This is a genomic window from Psychromonas aquatilis (assembly GCF_038155185.1).
Classification (GTDB): Bacteria; Pseudomonadota; Gammaproteobacteria; order Enterobacterales; family Psychromonadaceae; genus Psychromonas; species Psychromonas aquatilis.
Genome location: NZ_JBAKAZ010000044.1, coordinates 1 through 19,220, shown reverse-complemented (window position 1 = coordinate 19,220; position 19,220 = coordinate 1). Strand labels below are relative to the sequence as shown.

At 37.9% G+C, this 19,220-nt stretch carries 19 protein-coding genes; 7 read left to right on the top strand and 12 right to left on the bottom strand.

Annotated features, from left to right (window positions below):
• Positions 1 to 17 precede the first annotated feature (17 nt).
• The 3 genes from V6256_RS11310 to V6256_RS11300 are packed head-to-tail and all read left to right on the top strand — an operon-like array spanning position 18 to position 2,957.
• A complete protein-coding gene (locus V6256_RS11310; RefSeq protein WP_341598321.1) occupies positions 18 to 1,058 on the top strand; it encodes an ABC transporter substrate-binding protein in 1,041 nt (346 codons plus the stop codon).
• On the top strand, positions 1,048 to 2,085 hold the full coding sequence (locus V6256_RS11305; RefSeq protein WP_341598320.1) for a FecCD family ABC transporter permease: 1,038 nt from the start codon (positions 1,048 to 1,050) through the stop codon (positions 2,083 to 2,085). The genes V6256_RS11310 and V6256_RS11305 overlap by 11 nt, the downstream gene beginning before the upstream one ends.
• Positions 2,085 to 2,957, top strand: coding sequence for an ABC transporter ATP-binding protein (locus V6256_RS11300; RefSeq protein ID WP_341598319.1), 873 nt, complete (start codon positions 2,085 to 2,087; stop codon positions 2,955 to 2,957). The genes V6256_RS11305 and V6256_RS11300 overlap by 1 nt, the downstream gene beginning before the upstream one ends.
• Before the next feature lie 220 nt (positions 2,958 to 3,177).
• Here the strand turns inward: V6256_RS11300 and parE are convergent, their stop codons facing one another.
• The 4 genes from parE to nudF all read right to left on the bottom strand — a co-directional run bounded on the left by parE (position 3,178) and on the right by nudF (position 7,425).
• Complete coding sequence (gene parE / locus V6256_RS11295; protein WP_341598318.1) at positions 3,178 to 5,070, bottom strand: DNA topoisomerase IV subunit B; 1,893 nt, start codon at positions 5,068 to 5,070, stop codon at positions 3,178 to 3,180.
• A 74-nt stretch (positions 5,071 to 5,144) separates the two neighbouring features.
• Entirely contained in the window at positions 5,145 to 5,720 is a 576-nt protein-coding gene (locus V6256_RS11290; protein ID WP_341598317.1) for a YqiA/YcfP family alpha/beta fold hydrolase, read from the bottom strand.
• A gap of 47 nt (positions 5,721 to 5,767) precedes the next feature.
• Entirely contained in the window at positions 5,768 to 6,604 is an 837-nt protein-coding gene (cpdA, locus tag V6256_RS11285) for a 3',5'-cyclic-AMP phosphodiesterase (RefSeq protein ID WP_341598316.1), read from the bottom strand.
• Between the two features lie 170 nt (positions 6,605 to 6,774).
• Positions 6,775 to 7,425, bottom strand: a complete 651-nt coding sequence (nudF, locus tag V6256_RS11280) for an ADP-ribose diphosphatase (protein WP_341598315.1) — start codon at positions 7,423 to 7,425, stop codon at positions 6,775 to 6,777.
• Between the two features lie 133 nt (positions 7,426 to 7,558).
• Here nudF and V6256_RS11275 point away from each other — a divergent pair, with 133 nt between their 5' ends.
• Positions 7,559 to 8,881 (top strand): TolC family outer membrane protein, encoded by a 1,323-nt coding sequence (locus V6256_RS11275; protein ID WP_341598314.1) that lies wholly within the window; start codon positions 7,559 to 7,561, stop codon positions 8,879 to 8,881.
• Positions 8,882 to 8,949: 68 nt separating this feature from the next.
• Here V6256_RS11275 and hldE read toward each other — a convergent pair whose 3' ends face one another.
• The 7 genes from hldE to ffh all read right to left on the bottom strand — a co-directional run bounded on the left by hldE (position 8,950) and on the right by ffh (position 14,534).
• Positions 8,950 to 10,383: a bifunctional D-glycero-beta-D-manno-heptose-7-phosphate kinase/D-glycero-beta-D-manno-heptose 1-phosphate adenylyltransferase HldE gene (gene hldE / locus V6256_RS11270; RefSeq protein ID WP_341598313.1), complete on the bottom strand. Its 1,434-nt coding sequence runs from the start codon at positions 10,381 to 10,383 to the stop codon at positions 8,950 to 8,952.
• Between the two features lie 95 nt (positions 10,384 to 10,478).
• On the bottom strand, positions 10,479 to 10,850 hold the full coding sequence (locus tag V6256_RS11265; RefSeq protein ID WP_341598312.1) for a YbaN family protein: 372 nt from the start codon (positions 10,848 to 10,850) through the stop codon (positions 10,479 to 10,481).
• A 114-nt stretch (positions 10,851 to 10,964) separates the two neighbouring features.
• On the bottom strand, positions 10,965 to 11,315 hold the full coding sequence (rplS, locus tag V6256_RS11260; protein ID WP_113818297.1) for a 50S ribosomal protein L19: 351 nt from the start codon (positions 11,313 to 11,315) through the stop codon (positions 10,965 to 10,967).
• 42 nt (positions 11,316 to 11,357) lie between these two features.
• Entirely contained in the window at positions 11,358 to 12,104 is a 747-nt protein-coding gene (gene trmD / locus V6256_RS11255) for a tRNA (guanosine(37)-N1)-methyltransferase TrmD (protein WP_341598311.1), read from the bottom strand.
• Positions 12,105 to 12,123: 19 nt separating this feature from the next.
• The gene (gene rimM, locus V6256_RS11250; RefSeq protein ID WP_341598310.1) at positions 12,124 to 12,651 is read right to left on the bottom strand and encodes a ribosome maturation factor RimM; all 528 of its coding nucleotides are present in this window, start codon (positions 12,649 to 12,651) and stop codon (positions 12,124 to 12,126) included.
• A 26-nt stretch (positions 12,652 to 12,677) separates the two neighbouring features.
• A complete protein-coding gene (rpsP, locus tag V6256_RS11245) occupies positions 12,678 to 12,926 on the bottom strand; it encodes a 30S ribosomal protein S16 (RefSeq protein WP_113818300.1) in 249 nt (82 codons plus the stop codon).
• A 189-nt stretch (positions 12,927 to 13,115) separates the two neighbouring features.
• Entirely contained in the window at positions 13,116 to 14,534 is a 1,419-nt protein-coding gene (gene ffh / locus V6256_RS11240; protein WP_341598309.1) for a signal recognition particle protein, read from the bottom strand.
• 243 nt (positions 14,535 to 14,777) lie between these two features.
• On the opposite strand from ffh, the gene V6256_RS11235 reads away from it, so the two are divergent.
• Positions 14,778 to 15,566 (top strand): cytochrome C assembly family protein, encoded by a 789-nt coding sequence (locus V6256_RS11235; protein WP_341598308.1) that lies wholly within the window; start codon positions 14,778 to 14,780, stop codon positions 15,564 to 15,566.
• A 47-nt stretch (positions 15,567 to 15,613) separates the two neighbouring features.
• On the opposite strand, the gene V6256_RS11230 is transcribed toward V6256_RS11235, so the two are convergent.
• Complete coding sequence (locus V6256_RS11230) at positions 15,614 to 16,342, bottom strand: endonuclease (protein ID WP_424141061.1); 729 nt, start codon at positions 16,340 to 16,342, stop codon at positions 15,614 to 15,616.
• Positions 16,343 to 16,686: 344 nt separating this feature from the next.
• Here V6256_RS11230 and V6256_RS11225 point away from each other — a divergent pair, with 344 nt between their 5' ends.
• Positions 16,687 to 17,967 carry an HlyC/CorC family transporter gene (locus V6256_RS11225; RefSeq protein WP_341598306.1) on the top strand — a complete coding sequence of 427 codons (1,281 nt, stop codon included), beginning with the start codon at positions 16,687 to 16,689 and terminating at the stop codon, positions 17,965 to 17,967.
• A gap of 254 nt (positions 17,968 to 18,221) precedes the next feature.
• Entirely contained in the window at positions 18,222 to 19,115 is an 894-nt protein-coding gene (gene focA / locus V6256_RS11220; RefSeq protein ID WP_341598305.1) for a formate transporter FocA, read from the top strand.
• The last annotated feature ends 105 nt before the right edge of the window (positions 19,116 to 19,220 follow it).

Genomic DNA, 19,220 nt, shown 5'->3' with positions numbered 1-19,220 from the left:
GTAAGAAAAAGGGCAAAATGAACGCATTCAAATTAATTTTTTTTGCCCTATTCTTACTTTTATTGATCGCTTTCATTCAATTTAAGAAAGATATTTTTGTTTTATTTGAAGAAGGTACAGGTAACTTTACTACACAAATATCAACTGGTGACTTCCCCAAAACATTGACCGATGTAACCGGTATTACTTATACACTTACACAACCGCCTAAACGTATTATTTCTGCAACCTTAGCCACGGACCATATTTTATCAGCCCTTGTCTCTCAAGAGCGCATAGTAGGCGTGAGTCGTTATGTTGATTATCCAAGCCTCTCTAATATTGTTGATTTTTATGCCCCTTCAATTCGACGTACAAAGACTGAAATCGAGTCTATTCTATCCCTGCAACCGGATTTAGTGTTTGTTGCTTCCTATAGTGATCCAGAAGCCGTCCGTTATTTATTAAGGAGTGATATTGCAGTGGTTCGGTTAAGTGAATTCAAAAGCTTTACCGATATTATTAATAATATACGCCTTATTGCAGATATCACTGATAGTAAAGTAAAAGGGCAACAAGTGATTGATGAATTAGAAAATCGTATTGAATTTATAAAAGCGCAAGTAAAGCCTTATAAAAAGCCACGCGTTCTTTATTATGACCTGAATGGTTTTAGTGTTGGCGGGAATTCATTAATGAATGAAGCGATTAACATATCAGGTGGCATCAATGTCGCAGAAAACATCTTGCCTGACGGTGAGCATAAAATCAGTGAAGAGCTCGCCATCTCCTTACAACCGGATATTATCGTGATGAGCCAATGGATATTTAATGATAATCAACAACAACAAAGCCCCGTCGATATTTTAAAAAATAAAGTCGCTTGGGCTAATGTCCCAGCCATCAAAAATAATAAAGTGTACGCCGTGCCAGGTACCTGGTTAAGAACCGTTTCTCAATTTAGAATAAAAGGAGTTGAAGCTATTGCTGCTATGTTGCACCCCGAGATAAAGCCCTATCCAAGAGCAGATCAAGCCAATCAGCACAACTCTTCACATGAGGTGATAGATGTTCAATAACCCTACTCATAAAATCCTTATAATAGGATTATTAGCCATTTTATTTATTACCTTAAGTGGTTTAGCGGTTTTACAAGGACCTGTTGATATTCCCTTTAATACAATATTGACGATCCTTAGTGAGGCTATTTTAGGCACTCATCACGACACCATTATTGCTTGGCAACAAAGCATTATTATTGATGTACGACTACCCCGCGTATTAATTGCCATGTTTGCAGGTGCTAGCTTGGCGCTATGTGGCTTAATCACGCAAAGTATGTTCCGCAACCCGCTAGCTTCTCCTTCTATTTTAGGTGTGTCCTCGGGCGCATCATTGGGGGCAGTGATTGCGATTTACTGCGGCGCTTCATTACTTTCAGCTTGGTCTATTCCATTATTTGCATTCATTGGCGCAGGAATCACCTTAAGCATTGTTTACCGTATCGCAACCAACCAAGGTCAATCCAACATTGCTACGCTATTATTATCGGGGGTTGCGATTAGTGCATTAAATGTTGCAGCTACCTCTCTGCTATTAGCGTTATCACTCAATAACTGGGATGTTGCGCGTATGATCATCTACTGGACAATGGGCGGTTTAGACGGCAGAACTTGGGATCATGTATTTATTATTTTGCCGATTATTTGCAGTGGTTTTATATGCTTATTATTCTACAGCAAACCTCTCGACCTTTTATTGTTAGGAGAGCAACACGCTTTATCGGTTGGCGTAGATGTAAAAAAAACACGACGTAATCTATTAATCATTAGTACAGCCATGGTCGGCGCTTCAGTCTCAGTGGTTGGAGGAATTGGTTTTATCGGATTGGTTGTCCCTCATATTTTACGTTTAATTCTTGGCCCTTCGCATCGCTACCTATTACCGGCGAGTTTATTAGGTGGCGCCATTGCTCTTATGTCAGCGGACCTATTCACCTCAGTCTTTTTCAAAAACAGTGAAATACCACTAGGTGTAATTACCGCAGCGCTTGGTGCGCCTTTCTTCCTATTTTTACTCATCAAACAGCGCGTGGTTATCAACTAATGACTGATTCAATCATCAATGAAAATAACCTTAAAGCCAATCATCAGCCATTACTGTCAGCTAAGTCATTAAGCTTTTCTTATGGAAAAACGGAGCAATTAGTCAACACTAATATACAAGCTTATGCTGGTGAGTTTATCGGCCTAATAGGCGGCAATGGCGTCGGTAAGAGTACGCTGTTACAACTTCTATTAGGTTTGCTGACACCACAACAGGGTGAGGTTTTAATTGAAGGGGTTTCACTTAACAAATTAAAACGACGTGATATTGCAAAGCAAATGGCTTTTGTCCCACAATTTATTGAACTGCCCTTCTCTTTTTCAGTTGAAGAGGTCGTTTCAATGGGCAGGAACCCTTACCTAGGCGCTTTTCAACTCGCCTCAAAGGCAGACACTGACATAGTTAAACAAGCGATGCACACAACGGATATTACGCACTTAGCCAAAAGAAAGGTTAACCAGTTATCTGGCGGAGAAAAACAGCGTGTGATCATTGCTCGCTCTTTGGCGCAACAACCAAAGGTTATTTTACTCGATGAACCGATTGCCAGTTTGGATATCAGCCATCAGTTTGAAACATTGGATTTAATTCAGTCTCTCACTCAGCAAAACAAATTGGCGATCACAGCCATACATGACCTCAACCTTGCAGCCCAATACTGTACACGCCTGATTCTTTTGAGTAAAAATGAAGCTGGAAAAGTGACTGTTGTCGCTGATGGTAAGCCGCAGGCAGTGTTAACTGCAGAAAACCTACAAAAACATTTCAATATTAAAGCTGATATTGTTAACACTCAAAAAAGTAATTACGCAGAAGCATCAACAACGACCATACAATTAACGAATATAAGACCAATAAAAAAGCGAACATAAAAAAGTGCTTGCAAAAATAAGCTGCTAGTAGCGTTTCAGTTATTGTTGAGGAGCCATCTGATTTAGTAGCAAGACAGTTAATGAGGATTGTAGAAAGCAGGGTATTTGAATTTTTGCTCGGTTCTTTGAACTATGTACTACTCTCAACACATAGGCAAAAGAACCAAGCTAATTTAGACTTTAAAAGATAGCTAAATAATCGCTAAGGTCTGATTTTCAACTATATTGAAATATCGGCCATATCACCGCTAGATTCTAACCATGATTTACGGTCTCCAGCACGTTTTTTAGCTAATAACATATCCATCATTTCTATCATTTTATCTGCATCTTCAATGGTCAATTGCACTAAACGACGTGTGTTAGGATCCATAGTGGTTTCTCTTAGCTGTAATGGGTTCATTTCACCAAGACCTTTGAATCGTTGTACGTTAACTTTACCGCGTTTTTTTTCACTTTGAATACGCGCTAAAATGCCGTCTTTTTCAGATTCATCTAAGGCGTAATAAACTTCTTTACCGATATCAATGCGGTATAAAGGAGGCATTGCCACATAGAAGTGTCCAGCATCCACAACACTTCTAAAATGACGTACAAACAAAGCACAAATTAGCGTCGCAATATGTAGCCCATCGGAATCCGCATCAGCTAGAATACATATTTTACCGTATCGTAATCCCGATAAATTCGCAGAGCCTGGGTCGATACCAATCGCTACTGAAATATTATGGATTTCTTCAGAGCTTAAAATAACGTCCGACTCATCTTCCCAGGTATTTTTAATTTTACCTCGTAACGGCATAATCGCTTGAAACTCACGATCCCTTGCTTGTTTTGCACTACCACCAGCAGAGTCACCTTCCACTAAAAATAGCTCTCCACGCATAGGATCTGGCGTAGAACAGTCAGTCAATTTACCTGGTAATGCAGGTCCCTGAGTCACTTTTTTACGCGCTACTTTTTTACTTTTTCGGTTACGCGCTTGCGCATTGTTAATACAAAAATCAGCTAAGGCTTCTGCTTCATTTACATTGGCATTTAACCATAGGCTGAAGGCATCTTTGACCACACCTGAAACAAATACAGAACATTGACGTGAAGATAAACGCTCTTTAGTTTGTCCTGCAAATTGTGGCTCTTTAATTTTCACCGATAAGATGTAACTACATTTATCCCAGATATCCTCAGGACTTAGTTTAATACCACGTGGTAAGAGATTTCGAATATCGCAAAACTCGCGCATCGCATCTAATAGACCTTGTCTAAAGCCATTAACATGTGTTCCCCCTTGCGCAGTTGGGATCAAGTTCACATAGCTTTCAGCAATAGAGTCACCACCTTCTGGTAACCAGACTACAGCCCAGTCAGCCATTTCACCATTCTCAGCAAATTGCCCAACAAATGGCGTAGAAGGTAATAATTCGTTTTCTGAAACAGCCTCTAATAAATAATCATTTAGGCCATCTTGATAACACCATTCGTAGTTATTTTTATTTACTCTATCTTTAAATTTAATGCTTAAACCAGGACACAGTACGGCTTTTGCTTTAAGTAGATGTAATAAACGAGAAACAGAGAATTTCAAGCTATCAAAATATTTAGGATCAGGCCTGAAGTGGACACTTGTTCCTGTGTTACGTTTACCACAAACACCAACTTCATGCAGCTCTTCTACTTTGTCGCCATTTTCAAAAGCAATATGGAAAACTTTTGAGTCCCGGCGAATTTGTACATCAATACGCTTTGATAGCGCATTTACAACGGAAATACCTACCCCGTGCAAACCACCTGATATTTCATAGTTTTTACCAGAGAATTTACCACCCGCATGAAGCTTACAAAATATCAGTTCGACACCTGTAATTTTCTCTTCTGGGTGAATATCAATAGGCATGCCTCGACCATCATCAATCACTTCTAATGATTGATCTTCATGTAAAATAACTTGAATAGAGCTCGCGTGACCAGCTAACGCTTCATCGACAGAGTTATCAATAACCTCTTGTGCTAAATGATTCGGCCGATTCGTTTCAGTGTACATACCGGGACGATGGCGAACAGGATCAAGCCCGTTTAATACTTCAATAGAGTCCGAATTATACTGTTCGCTCATGCGTGCACCTGTTTATAAATTGTTATGTATTTAAAAGAGTGATTCTACTAGGAAGTAACTGATATGGTAATCATTTAATACAGAAAGTTAATGATTTCTTGAAGATAGCGTTCAAAACCCATAAAGCTATGATTGCCTCTAGGTTCACATGTTACCTTGGTGGTTTGATACTTATTAAGTGCTTCTCGGTAATCTAATACCTCATCACCTTCTTGCAACAAAACCCAAATTAATTCAGGGTAATTTAAAGAGTCAACATTAAGCTCTTTTAACTGATCAATGTAATTTTGATCGAAAAGGTATTGTTGCTGTAAATATGGGTGAACTTGCGGCCCCTGATATTTCGTTAATAATAAATCAGGTGAAACAGCTGGATTGATTAAAATAGCTTTAACTTGGTATGTTTGTACTACTTTAGTCGCAAGAAAGCCCCCTAAAGAGCTTCCCATTAACGCAATTTCACAATCTTTATACTGCTCAAAAATAGCAGTAATGGTTTGCCACATGTCTTTAGGTAACGCTGGTAGCTGAGGACAGATAAAATCTATTTCAGGGTGATTTTTTGCTAAATACTCTTTCATTTGCAGCGCTTTAAGCGATTGCGGTGAACTATGAAAACCATGTAGGGAAATAAACACTTTTTGTTTCATAGGCTTACTCATTATTATTTTTACTCATTTATTTTATGTGTTATTGCTTAATAACCTATCGCGTTTTTATCTATCACAAATTCATCTGCTTCAATACGTTCAACTTTTGTAGTGATGGTTCCTGATTTATGGAGCACTAAATAACGATAGCCAGGTGCTTTATCATCAACCGCAAAGTCATCGCTATTTGGTTTAAATTGAACACATGTTGAAGGGCTTGTTATATAACGTGTTCCCTGTTTCTCTACGTCGAAGGCTTGGTGTACATGCCCAGATAAAACAGCTTTAACGTTATCGAACTTATTAATTAAATCGATAAGTTGTTTGTTATTTTTTAATATATGTTCATCTAACCAAGCAGAACCAACAGGTAAAACATGATGATGCACTGAAACCAATGCATACTTATCAGGGTATTGAAGTAGTTTTTCTTCTAGAAAGGATAGTTGAGAATCGCTTAAGTAACCATAAGGCACGCCTGCTACTTGAGAGTCCAGCAAAATGATCTGCCAATCGTCACTAATAAGTTGCTTTGCTTGTGATAAGCCTTCTTCTAATAATGAGGGTAACATCGTTTCTTGCATATCATGATTGCCCGGCAACCAATAACATGGCATTTTTAGTGATTTAATTCGCTCACTAAAATCACTATAAGATTGCGCTGAATGATCTTGAGAAAGATCCCCAGTACACAAGACTGCTGAACATTGTTCTGTATATTTCTTTGCATGTTTAATAACAGCGTCATAACTATCGACTGTTTTTATCCCTAAAAGATCTACCGTAGGGTCAGCAAAAAGATGAGTGTCAGTGATCTGCAATAATTTAATATTGCCTTGAAGATCTGTTTCCAGTGTTGCTGCTTTCTGATTTACACCATTCATTAAATATTCAATTCACTTTTATAGTTAAAAACGCTGCTCTTATGTGACAGCTTTTGTTGATATCTGACATTGCATTTTATCATTGTGAAGTTAATGCAATGAATTTAAAAATTAAAAGTGTTAGCAACAACACATTTCTGACAAAGATAATAAAAAAATATTGGACTAAATTAAATCTTAAGCCCTTCTTTATAGTTCAATTGCAACCATTGTAAACCAATAATGGTTGTCGCATTATCTATTTTGCCCGATTGCACCCATTGATAAGCCTCTTCTCGAGGAACAACATGCACTTTAATATCTTCACCTTCATCTTCTAAGCCAAAAATACCTTGTACATTTTCACTATCAACATCAGCGATGAAAATATCAATAGTTTCAGTTGTGCCACCAGGGCTCACATAATAACTCAACATAAACTGACATTCATCAACAACCAACCCAGCTTCTTCAAATGCTTCACGTTTAGCAACCTCTTCTGCTGTTTGGCCTTCATCAATCATCCCTGCGATTAACTCAAATAACCAAGGAGAGCGTTGACTATCCATAGCACCAAAACGAAATTGCTCTACTAAGATCACCGCATCTCGTTTTTTATCATAAGCAAGTAATGCAGCAGCTTTGCCTCTTTCAAAAAATTCACGTTGAATAACTTGGCTCCACTCACCATTGAACAACTTATGTTTGATAGTGAATTTATTACATTTAAAAAAGCCATTATATAAAGGTTCACACCCTAAAACTTGTACATCATTTTTATCATACATATCAAAAACTCCATATTTACGTGAAAATAATAAACTGAATGAACTATTATTCATTTTTTACCTTGTTTAGCTAACAAATCATAGTTTATAAAGCGGATTTATAATATGCTTAACCTTTATTTAACCTTACTGTTGTTACCTTCGCGACATAAAAGCAGAAAAACATACTTTATAGGATCCTCTTACCATGAATTTAAAACGCATCTATATCGCTACATTATTAGGCTTATCAAGTATTGCTGTTAACGCTGATACATTAAAACAAGTTTATGAAACAGCTAAATATAAAGATCCAACTATTTTGAAAAGCAAAGCACAGTACGATGTATTTTCTGAACAGATAAATGAAGCTGATGCAGCGCTATTACCACAAGTAGGTTTTGGTTTAGATGCTTATCGAGTGCAATCAAGTTCCGACGCGCGAAGCAATACTAATTACGGTGCAAGTGTCGACTTAACGCAATCTCTTTATAATGGCAGTTATTGGCAACAAGCAGATATAGCAGAAAAACAAGCAACACAATATGCCGCTATTTATGGTTATGCTGCACAAGATTTACTATACCGCACTGCAGAAGCTTATTTTAACGTATTACGTGCAGATGAAGCAGTTAAGTCAGTGAAAGCAAATAAACGTGCTGTAGAGCGCCAATTAGAACAAACTAAGCAACGTTATGAGGTAGGGTTAATTGCCATCACTGATGTGCATGAAGCGCAAGCAGAATATGATAGAACAGTAGCGGATCAAATAACCGCAGAGAATACACTTGCAAATAATTATTACCTTTTAAGAGAGTTAACTGGTGAAGATGTTAAGCAAATCGCTTATTTAAATACAAATACTTTCAAACCAAAAGCATTAGAAGGCGATGTGAAAGATTGGCGCAATAAAGCTTTAGAGCATAACCTATTACTTCATTCTGACCGTATTGCAAAAGAACTCGCTAAAATGAACATTGAATTAGCAGAAAAAGGTCACGGTCCAATTATCGATTTCACTGCTAGTTTAGGTTATGACAATTACGACTACGATGACTCAAGCTCTAGTAGTTATGATTCAACCTCTGCAACTTTTGGATTAACGTTAGATGTGCCTATTTATACTGGTGGAGCAATAAACTCACAAGTTAAACAGGCTCAATATACTTATGTAATGGCAAGCCAAGACTTGGTTAAAACCTTCCGTGATACAGATGCTCAAATCAATAGCGGATTCAATAATGTACAAGCTTCTGTAAGTTCAATAAAAGCATACGAACAAACTGTTATATCATCAAAGAGTGCACTTGATGCAGCTGAAGCAAGTTTTGAAGTGGGTACACGTACTATTGTCGATGTATTAGATGCGACGCGTAATTTATATGAATCAGAAAACTTACTTGCTAATGCACGTTATGATTACATCATTAATATGATTCAATTAAAACTATCTGCAGGTACATTAACTGAACAAGATATATTTGATATCTCTGCAGGACTGACTGATACGCCAGTACCAAGAGATTATTAATCATATAGATTTATGACAGCCAATAAAAAAGGGAAGCTTAGCTTCCCTTTTTTAGTTTTTATCGTTTATTATTTTATTTCGTTTCTAATGGTTTTAATGATTTCAGAGGTTGAGCAGCCGTCTTTAAATTGTAAAACACGGACTTCACCGCCATTTGCAATCACTTCCTCACCACCGGCAATCTCTTCAGGTTTATAATCACCACCTTTCACCAATAAGTCAGGTAACGTGCCTGCAATTAAACGCTGCGGTGTCTCTTCAGTAAACTCAACAACCCAATCAACAGCGCCCAATCCAGCAAGCACCGCCATACGACGATCAACTGGATTAACTGGGCGACCTTCACCTTTTAAACCACGGACAGATGCATCACTATTAACCGCTACAATTAACCTATCACCCTGCTCACGTGCAGTATTTAAATAAGAAACATGGCCTGCGTGTAAGATATCAAAACAGCCATTGGTCATGACCACTTTTTCGCCTCGATGTTGTGCTAATCTCACTGCCAGTTTCAGTTGCTCTTCAGTAAGTACACCAAAGCCAATTTCTTGTTGACTGTATACGGCATTTGCTAATTCAATGGTGTTCACCGTTGAGGTACCAATTTTACCAACAACAACCCCAGCTGCTGCATTAGCTAACACACAAGCATCTTCAAAAGAACTACCGACAGAGAGCGAAGCCGCCAAAACAGCAATAACTGTATCGCCCGCACCAGTCACATCAAAAACTTCTTGCGCTTGAGTTGGTAAATGGAAAGGTGCTTGATTTTCACGAATCAAGGTCATGCCATTTTCGCTTCGTGTAATTAATAGCGCTTCTAATTCCAGGTCTTTAACTAGTTTTTGAGCACGGTCAAATAACTCTTGATCGCTTTTACAATGACCAACCACAGTTTCAAATTCAGATAAGTTAGGTGTTAATAGTGTAACACCACGGTATTTTTCAAAGTCAGAGCCCTTCGGGTCAACTAAGATTTTAACACCGTGTTGCTTAGCAGTTTGTATCATATTTTGAACATCTGCTAAGGATCCCTTGTTGTAGTCAGAAAAGACAACAACGGGCGTTGAACTGCTTAAAGCCTTATCCATATTTTGAATAATTTGAGCACTATCAACATCATGAAAAGGTTCTTCAAAATCAAGACGAATTAATTGTTGATGGCGGCTTAAAACACGGAGTTTTGTAATAGTTGGGGCATCGTTTACTGTGACAAAGTCGGTCACAACGTCTACCGAATCAAGGCTAGATTTAATCGCATTCGCTGCTTCATCATTACCCACTAAACCAATGATTTTAGATTTAGCGCCAAGTGCCGCAATGTTCAACGCAACGTTTGCCGCTCCGCCTGGACGCTCTTCAATTTGTTTAACATTAACCACAGGTACTGGCGCTTCAGGAGAAATTCTTGCTGCAGGACCATGCCAATATCTATCAAGCATGACATCACCAACAACCAATACATTTGCATTTTCATATTCAGGTAAAGTTATTTTCATCTTATTTATCTCTAAAGCATTTATTAGCGTAGATTATCACAGCTTTTATAAAATCACATTTTCAAAATAAATAAATATAACTTTAAATCACTAGATTAAAACTCAGGTAACTTCCTGATACACAATAATATAATTAGCATCAATATAATTAACATAGATTGTATTAAAGGCTGCCCCATTAATAGACTAATCGAAATGACAAAACTGATAAAAATACTTAAATAAATAACTGGTTTACGCTGCTTATTAATTTTTTTATGGGTTTGCCATGAGCGTAAATCATCGCCAATGCCTGGTAAATTTAACAACCAATGTTGAAAGCGTGGCGAGCTTTTTGAGAAGGCAAAGAGCGCCAGAAGAAAAAAGGGCGTGGCGGGTAATAGCGGTAAAACAACCCCTAAAAAACCTAATATAGACGCTAAGCAAGCAACTACAAATAAAATACACTTTATTAATTTTTGTCGCACTTAACCTCTCCCGATATTTAGGTTAAAAAAAAGGCCTGCATTAGCAGGCCTTTTTATTATAGCAATTTGCAACTTACATGCTTCAGCTTATTTTACCAAGCTAAAGCCATGAAATTACTTACCTAGCTTCTCTTTAATACGAGCAGCTTTACCAGTAAGTTCACGTAAGTAGTAAAGTTTAGCTTGGCGAACCAGACCGCGACGTTTAACTTCAACGCTTCCTACAAGTGGGCTGTGAGTTTGGAATACACGCTCAACACCTTCACCGCTCGAGATTTTACGAACTGTGAATGCTGAATGTAAACCACGGTTACGCTTAGCAATAACAACACCTTCAAATGCTTGAAGACGCTCTTTTTCACCTTCTTTTACGCGAACACGTACAACAACAGTATCACCTTGAGAAAACTCAGGGATATCTGTACGCAGTTGTTCGTTTTCAATTGCTTCTATAATCTTGCTCATTTTTATACCTTTTAATGCCTAGTTAACTAATAACATCGCTGTCTAGTTGGAGCTACTGTCCAGAGCAGCAAGCAGTTTTGCTTGCTCGTCAGTCAGAGCTAGGTTTTGTAATAAATCGGGTCTTCTTTGTTTCGTGCGTTGTAATGATTGAGTTAATCGCCATTGACGAATTTTCTCATGATCACCACTCAATAAAACACTTGGCACTTGCTTTCCATCTAACACCTCAGGTCTTGTGTAGTGAGGGCAGTCTAACAAGCCATCCGCGAAGGAGTCTTGTTCAGCTGATTGACTATGACCTAGTACACCCGGTACAAAACGTACCACAGCATCCATTAAAATCATTGCCGGTAGCTCACCACCACTTAACACATAATCACCAACAGACCATTCTTCGTCTATTAAGCTTTCGATTATACGTTCGTCTACACCCTCGTAGCGCCCTGCCACTAATATCAAAGCATCTGAGCTTGATAGTGACTGTGCACCTTGATGGTCTAAACGTCGACCTTGAGGAGAAAGGTAAATCACCTTTGCCTCATGCCCTGCTTCTCTTGCACTCTGTTTTGCTGCGTTGATAGCATCCCGTAAAGGTTGTACCATCATCAACATACCAGGTCCACCACCATAGGGACGATCATCGACCGTTCTATGTTTATCGTGTGTGAAATCACGAGGATTCCAACATTCGATAGAGATCAGGTTATTTTTAATCGCTCGACCTGTTACCCCATTTTCGCTAATGGCCCGAAACATTTCCGGGAAGAGGCTAATAACCCCTAACCACATAACTTTTCTCCTAGGGTAATTAGAAATCAGGTTCCCAATTAACAGTAATTAGTTGGCCTGCAATATCAACATTTGATATTACTTGCTCTTCGATGAACGGAATTAACCGCTCTTTTTGTCCAAAAGCATCATTCGAGTTGGCTTTGACAACAAGTACATCATTTGAACCTGTTTCCATCAAATCGGTGACAACACCAAGATGATAACCTTTGTCAGTTTTAACCTGACACCCGACTAAATCTCGCCAGTAGAAGTCAGCTTCCAATTCAGGAAGACTCGATGGATCCACTAAAAGCTCAATACCCACTAAGGCTTGTACTTCTTCACGAACATCATACCCATCTACTTTTGCAACAAAACCTTTATTGTGGCGTTTCCAATCAGTAATAATAACTTCTTGAACTCCACCAGCAGATTTCATTAACAATGGTTTGTATTGAAAAATACTTTCAGGATCATCGGTGTAGGAGTGGACTTTTAACCAGCCTTTGATGCCGTAAACTGCACCAAATTTGCCTATTTCTATTGGTTGTGCTTTATCGCTCACCGAATATCCCCTTCACCTAACTGCAATTAAGCAGCTACTTCGTTATCTTTTACTAATTTAGCTACACGATCACTTAGCTGTGCGCCAAGACCAACCCAATGGTTGATGCGATCTGTATCTAAACGTAATTTTTCTGATTGACCTTGTGCTGTTGGGTTAAAGAAACCAACTTTTTCAAGGAAACGGCCGTCACGTGGGCTACGGCTATCAGTTACTACCACTTGGTAGAATGGGCGTTTTTTAGCGCCACCACGAGCTAAACGAATAGTTACCATATCGTCCTCTTTATATTGTTAAACGTCGAAAGTCAGTGAATTCTGACTACCTGCTTCTGTAGAAAGCCGCAAAATTATACTCTTATTTAAGAAAAGAACAATCAAAATCACAATAGGGGCAGGCTAAAAATAAAAAAACCCGTTAAATTAGCATTTAACGGGTTTTTATAAACAACAAATATCGTCTAATTACTTCTTACGGAAGCCGCCTAAACCAGGAGGCATTCCACCACCCATACCCGGCATTCCGCCGCCCATTCCGCCCATCATACTTTGCATACCACCCATCATTTTACGCATGCCGCCGCCTTTTCCTGACATTTTCTTCATCATTTTTTGCATTTGCGTAAACTGTTTAAGTAGTTTATTTACATCTTGTATTTGAGTACCAGAACCCATTGCAATACGACGCTTACGTCCACCTTTAATAATTTCAGGTTTAGCGCGTTCTTTTTTGGTCATTGAATTAATGATCGCTTCCATTTGATTGGTTGCTTTATCATTAACCTGATTTTTCATGGCATCAGGTACGTTCGACATACCAGGTAATTTATCCATCATCCCCATCATGCCACCCATGCTTTTCATTTGCACAAGTTGTTCACGGAAATCTTCTAAATCAAAACCTTTACCTTTTTGTACTTTGCTTGCTAATTTAGCCGCTTTATCTTTATCAACTTTAGTTTCAAGTTCTTCGATTAATGAAAGTACATCACCCATACCTAAAATACGAGAAGCAATACGATCTGGGTAGAACGGCTCTAATGCTTCGGTTTTTTCACCCATACCAATAAATTTAATTGGCTTACCAGTGATATGACGGATAGATAATGCCGCACCACCACGTGCATCACCATCTGCTTTGGTTAAGATAACCCCCGTTAATGGTAATGCCTCATTGAAGGCCTGTGCAGTGTTAGCAGCATCTTGACCTGTCATTGCATCAACAACGAATAAGGTTTCAATTGGGTTAATAGCTTTATGAAGACCTTTAATTTCATCCATCATATCGCCGTCAACATGTAAACGACCAGCGGTATCGACGATCACGACATCAATAAATTTCTTTTTCGCATGAGAAATAGCGGCATTAGCAATATCGATTGGCTTTTGAGTAATGTCACTTGGGAAAAACTCAACATCAACCTCCCCCGCTAACGTCTCTAACTGTTTAATAGCCGCAGGACGGTAGACATCGGCACTCACTACAAGTACTGATTTTTTTTCTTTATTTTTTAATAACAGTGATAATTTAGCAACAGAGGTGGTTTTACCCGCACCTTGTAAACCCGCCATTAATAGAACTGCTGGTGGCTGAGTCGCTAAATTTAAATTCTCATTGACTTCCCCCATTGCCAATTCAAGTTCGTTTTGTACGATCTTAATGAAGGCTTGACCTGGGTTTAATGTTTTCGTTACCTCTCTACCAATAGCACGCTTTTTGACTGCTTTTATGAAGTCACGAACAACAGGTAATGCGACATCCGCCTCTAGTAGTGCCATACGCACTTCGCGCAATGTACCTTTAATGTTATCTTCTGTTAATCGGCCTTTACCGCTGATATTTTTCAGGGTCGCCGACAATCTGTCCGTTAAATTCTCAAACATTTTTGTGTCTCATAGCTATTAATAATTAGAATTCTGGTATTATACCTGTTATCACTCAAGGTGCAAAATTCAGCATCGTAAAGATGAACCACCTTAGACAAAAAGTAAAATAAGTGCGTTGTGGAAGAATATACACATTTATGGTTTTTCAAAACAGTATTAACTTCTCATCCGCTTAATAATGCTTATAATACTTATTCTCAAAGTCCCATTTTCTGAATTTTGAATATTAGGTAGCAATTTATGGATCAACTAGCAGTTATTAGTGTTATATTTTATTTTTTAAGTGCTTTTCTTGCTAGTCGACAGTTAATTAAATCACAAGCATCTTTAAATTACTCCGTCGCTACCTCTTCGATTATTGCGCTTCTCTTCCATGCAGCTTGGGTATACCAAAACATCATTTTAATTAATGGCCAAAACCTGCCGATATTAAATGTTGTTTCCTTAGTCTGTTTTGCACTAGCAGGACTTTCTTTAGTTGTGAGTACAAAGCTACACACTGGCGTGTTGAACCCCGTTGTGTGTGGCATGAATATTATCACTTTTATTGCTGTCGAGTTTTTACCAGGTGATTACATTACCCACCTTGAACATAACTCAGACCTAGCAATACACGTTACCTTAGCGATTTTTTCTTATGCTATTTTAATTATTGCCAATTTATTCGCATTACAACTCGCTTATGTAGACTATCGACTTAAAAAACATAAATCACCATTGCAAGCGTTAAAGCTACCGCCATTAATGACACTTGAACGAAGTCTATTCCAATTTATTGGCATTGGCTTTGGTTTACTAACATGTGCCTTGATAACCGGTTTTATCTATTTAGATGATATGTTCGGAGCTGAAAATGCACATAAATCAGTGTTATCGATATTAGCTTGGATTGTCTATGCCGTATTATTATGGGGACGTTCTAAACATGGTTGGCGTGGACGTCTAGTGGTTAACATTACTCTAGTAGGTTCAATATTATTAACATTCGCCTATTTTGGAAGTCGCGTCGTACGTGAACTTATTTTATAACCGATCATAAACCACAGCATTGTATTGCTGTGGTTTATTAATCTCGATTAATCTGCTGATGGGTAAAAACCTGCAACCTGACAATTCGCTTTCAGGATAAGGTTTTCGCTGCCTTGAATAGCCTTGATGCGTTCCGCTCGCTCACATTCCCACTTATTTACCGGATAAGTTTTATTCCAGGCATTCATTAACTGACGTTGTTGACGGCTCATTTTGTAACTTGAATAAATACTATCCATATATAAGTAAGTACGAGCAATCACACCTCGGCTAGTTGTCGGTGGCTCCGCTTTACGGTTTTCTATCTTCATCGCGCAACTACCAAAATCACTTTCAGCGTCACCTAGCATGGCAAAGTTATAGTTACTTCGACTAGCATTCACTGAGCCAATGGCAGGGTACAGGTTATACATATCAGCTTGCATATAACGATATTCCATATTTGCTTTTTCAGCACAACGGCGTCCTTTATAAGCTTTACCTTTTGTATTGACACAAACCTCTGCCCCTTCTCGCCACTCTACAAAATTTCGCCCAAAGTTTTCAGCAGGAACAATATGTTCCCATTCAATGCGTTTTGCTCTTTTTTGATATTTAATACTTTCAAATCCTGCTGGCGGGATAATGTTTTTATCGCTATCGAATTTCGCATCACAATATACCGTATGGCGATCAACTTCATTGGTATACACTTCTTTTTCTAGCTTTCGTTTTGCACTTGAAAAAGAATCAATCTGAGTATTTGCTGCATTAGTAGAAACTGACAACAATAACAAGGTTGGCAATAGATGGAATTTGATAATATTAACCTCTCAAAAAATAAAAAGATTATCTAATGCTAAGCAGATAAAATTCAAGTAATTAATGAGAAATAGAGGCATTCCTAAGGATGTAAACTGATTACTTTCTATCTATTTTAAGGAAATATAAAATTTACAATTCATAACAAAATAAAGCAAAACAAACAAAATCCCCGAAAATTTATAGACGCCACTCGTTTTCCTTAAAAAAAATGTTTTTTTTATAAAATAATAGAGATCTACTTTGTTAAATAAGCATTTCTTAGTTAGTATCAAGTCATCAATTTTTAATACTTTACAAGCAACTACTGGAACTACTTTTGAACGATATACCCATGAGCGCATTATTTATTAGTTTAATAATTTTAATTATTATTTCTGCTTATTTTTCGAGCTCTGAAACAAGTATGATGTCATTAAATCGCTACCGTTTAAGACATTTAGCTAACGATAAAAATAAAGCCGCTATACGCGTTGAGAAACTACTCAATAAGCCAGACAAATTAATCGGTTTGATTTTAATCGGTAATAACTTAGTTAATATATTAGCTTCAGCCATTGCGACTATTATTGGTCAGCGACTATTCGGTGATGCTGGTATTGCCATTGCCACAGGGGCGCTAACTTTAGTGATTCTAATCTTTGCAGAAGTTACCCCTAAGACGATTGCTGTTTTATACCCTGAAAAGATTGCCTTCCCAAGCTCTATTCTATTGACACCACTGCAAAAAATATTAAGTCCACTGGTTTGGTGTATCAATGGTATTTCTAATGGCATATTAATCATCTTTGGTATTAATGTTAATAATCAAAATGATAATGCCCTTTCTAGTGATGAATTACGTTCTGTGGTTAATGAAGCAGGCTCTATGATCCCAGAGCATCACCAGCAGATGCTGTTAAGTATTCTTGAACTAGAAAAGGTCACTGTAGATGAAATCATGGTGCCGCGTAATGAAATTGCAGCAATAGATATCAACCAAGACTGGGAAACTATTTTAAAACAATTAAAGCACCGTACTCATACAATGACTTTGCTATACCGAGATACCATTGATGAAGCTATCGGCTTTTTGCATGCACGAGACTCTTTGCTTAACTTTCTCAAAGAAGACTTCTCAAAAACAACGCTATTAAGAAGTGTACGTGAATTGTATTTTATCCCTGAAGGGACCCCATTAAATACTCAATTAATGAAGTTCCAACAAAATAAAGAACGTATGGGATTAGTGGTTGATGAATACGGTGATATACAAGGGCTTGTTACCTTAGCTGATATTTTAGAAGAAATCGTTGGCGACTTTACGACGACACATGAGCCACACAGCTCTGAAGAGATCCATAAACAACAAGATAACAGTTATATTATCGAAGGTGGTTTGGGCATCCGAGATTTAAATAAAGAAATGGGATGGGCTTTACCTACCGATGGTCCTCGTACTTTAAATGGCCTGATCCTAGAGCATCTTGAAACCATTCCGACTGCGGCGGTTAGTACTCGAATTTGTGGTTACCCGATGGAAATAATGGAAGTTGAAAATAATATGGTAAAACTTGTCAAAATCATTCCAGACTTATATACCCCAGAAGACGAAGATTAACGGAAAGCTGGATAAGTGAGCTGATCGCTTGCTTATCCAAAAGCATACCTATAAAGTTATATTTATTACTCAAATACACTTGAATTTTTTATGAGCTACTTTCATTTAAATCAACTTTGTTGTTATCCTCTACGGCTCGTTTGTTTACAAATAGATCTAAATGACCCTTGATACATATCAATAACTATTTTCCAAATACAGTAATAATCAAACCATACGAATTTAACCCACTACCCGAGGCTTATTGATTTTATATGAACCATGCCATCAATAATAAAAATAACCAAACATTACAAACCGTCAATCCAGACCAATCCATCACTGTCGCTAGTGACTATGGCTATAACAAGATACATAAAGGCTTATTTGCCTCCTTAATGTCATCTATCTTTGCCGGTATGTTTATCGCTATCGCTTTTATCTTTTACATCACAGTCACCACTGGTGCTTCTGCTGAAGCCTCTTGGGGAATTACTAAATTAGCCGGAGGTGTGGTATTCAGCCTTGGCCTTATCTTAGTGGTAGTTTGTGGTTCTGAACTTTTTACTAGTACCGTGCTCAGTAGTGTTGCATGGGGACAAAAAAGAATTACCACCATGGAAATGCTTGGTTGCTGGTTACGCGTTTATCTTGGTAACTTTATAGGCGCTATATTAATGCTTTTGCTGGTTGTTGGCGCAAAGATGTATTTACAAGATGGCGGGCAATGGGGTATTAATGCGATGCATATCGCACAACATAAACTTCACCACACATGGCTGCAAGCTTTCTCTTTAGGTATTTTATGTAACTTATTAGTGTGTTTAGGTGTTTGGATGACATTCACCACTAAAGATATCCTTACAAAATTAGTATTAGTTATCTTACCTGTTGCGATGTTTGTAAGCAGTGGATTTGAACATAGCATTGCCAATATGTTTATGGTGCCTTTAGGTATTGCTTTTCAACATCTATTTTCACCTGAGCTACTTGCACAGCTAGGTTATAGCAGTGATGCCTTTGCAGATTTAACCGTTAGCCACTTTATTGTGAATAACCTTATTCCGGTTACCTTAGGTAATATAGTAGGCGGCGCTGTGATTGTAGGTTTAGGAAATTGGGTGATTAGCCAGGCCAGCGCTGAAAGATTAAAAGAGTCTGATTTGTAATTAATACCAATCACACTAATTAACTGATCTATTTTACTTGTTAAAATAACTTATACCAATTCCGTTAAAGATGTGATCTAATGTTCATATTCAAAGGAGATGATA

Excerpts from the sequence above, each read along its gene's own strand:
- V6256_RS11310 (WP_341598321.1), top strand. The coding sequence starts at position 18 with ATGAACGCATTCAAATTAATTTTTTTTGCCCTATTCTTACTTTTATTG.
- V6256_RS11305 (WP_341598320.1), top strand. The coding sequence starts at position 1,048 with ATGTTCAATAACCCTACTCATAAAATCCTTATAATAGGATTATTAGCC.
- V6256_RS11300 (WP_341598319.1), top strand. The coding sequence starts at position 2,085 with ATGACTGATTCAATCATCAATGAAAATAACCTTAAAGCCAATCATCAG.
- parE (WP_341598318.1), bottom strand. The coding sequence starts at position 5,070 with ATGAGCGAACAGTATAATTCGGACTCTATTGAAGTATTAAACGGGCTT.
- V6256_RS11290 (WP_341598317.1), bottom strand. The coding sequence starts at position 5,720 with ATGAAACAAAAAGTGTTTATTTCCCTACATGGTTTTCATAGTTCACCG.
- cpdA (WP_341598316.1), bottom strand. The coding sequence starts at position 6,604 with ATGAATGGTGTAAATCAGAAAGCAGCAACACTGGAAACAGATCTTCAA.
- nudF (WP_341598315.1), bottom strand. The coding sequence starts at position 7,425 with ATGAATAATAGTTCATTCAGTTTATTATTTTCACGTAAATATGGAGTT.
- V6256_RS11275 (WP_341598314.1), top strand. The coding sequence starts at position 7,559 with ATGAATTTAAAACGCATCTATATCGCTACATTATTAGGCTTATCAAGT.
- hldE (WP_341598313.1), bottom strand. The coding sequence starts at position 10,383 with ATGAAAATAACTTTACCTGAATATGAAAATGCAAATGTATTGGTTGTT.
- rplS (WP_113818297.1), bottom strand. The coding sequence starts at position 11,315 with ATGAGCAAGATTATAGAAGCAATTGAAAACGAACAACTGCGTACAGAT.
- trmD (WP_341598311.1), bottom strand. The coding sequence starts at position 12,104 with ATGTGGTTAGGGGTTATTAGCCTCTTCCCGGAAATGTTTCGGGCCATT.
- rpsP (WP_113818300.1), bottom strand. The coding sequence starts at position 12,926 with ATGGTAACTATTCGTTTAGCTCGTGGTGGCGCTAAAAAACGCCCATTC.
- ffh (WP_341598309.1), bottom strand. The coding sequence starts at position 14,534 with ATGTTTGAGAATTTAACGGACAGATTGTCGGCGACCCTGAAAAATATC.
- V6256_RS11235 (WP_341598308.1), top strand. The coding sequence starts at position 14,778 with ATGGATCAACTAGCAGTTATTAGTGTTATATTTTATTTTTTAAGTGCT.
- focA (WP_341598305.1), top strand. The coding sequence starts at position 18,222 with ATGAACCATGCCATCAATAATAAAAATAACCAAACATTACAAACCGTC.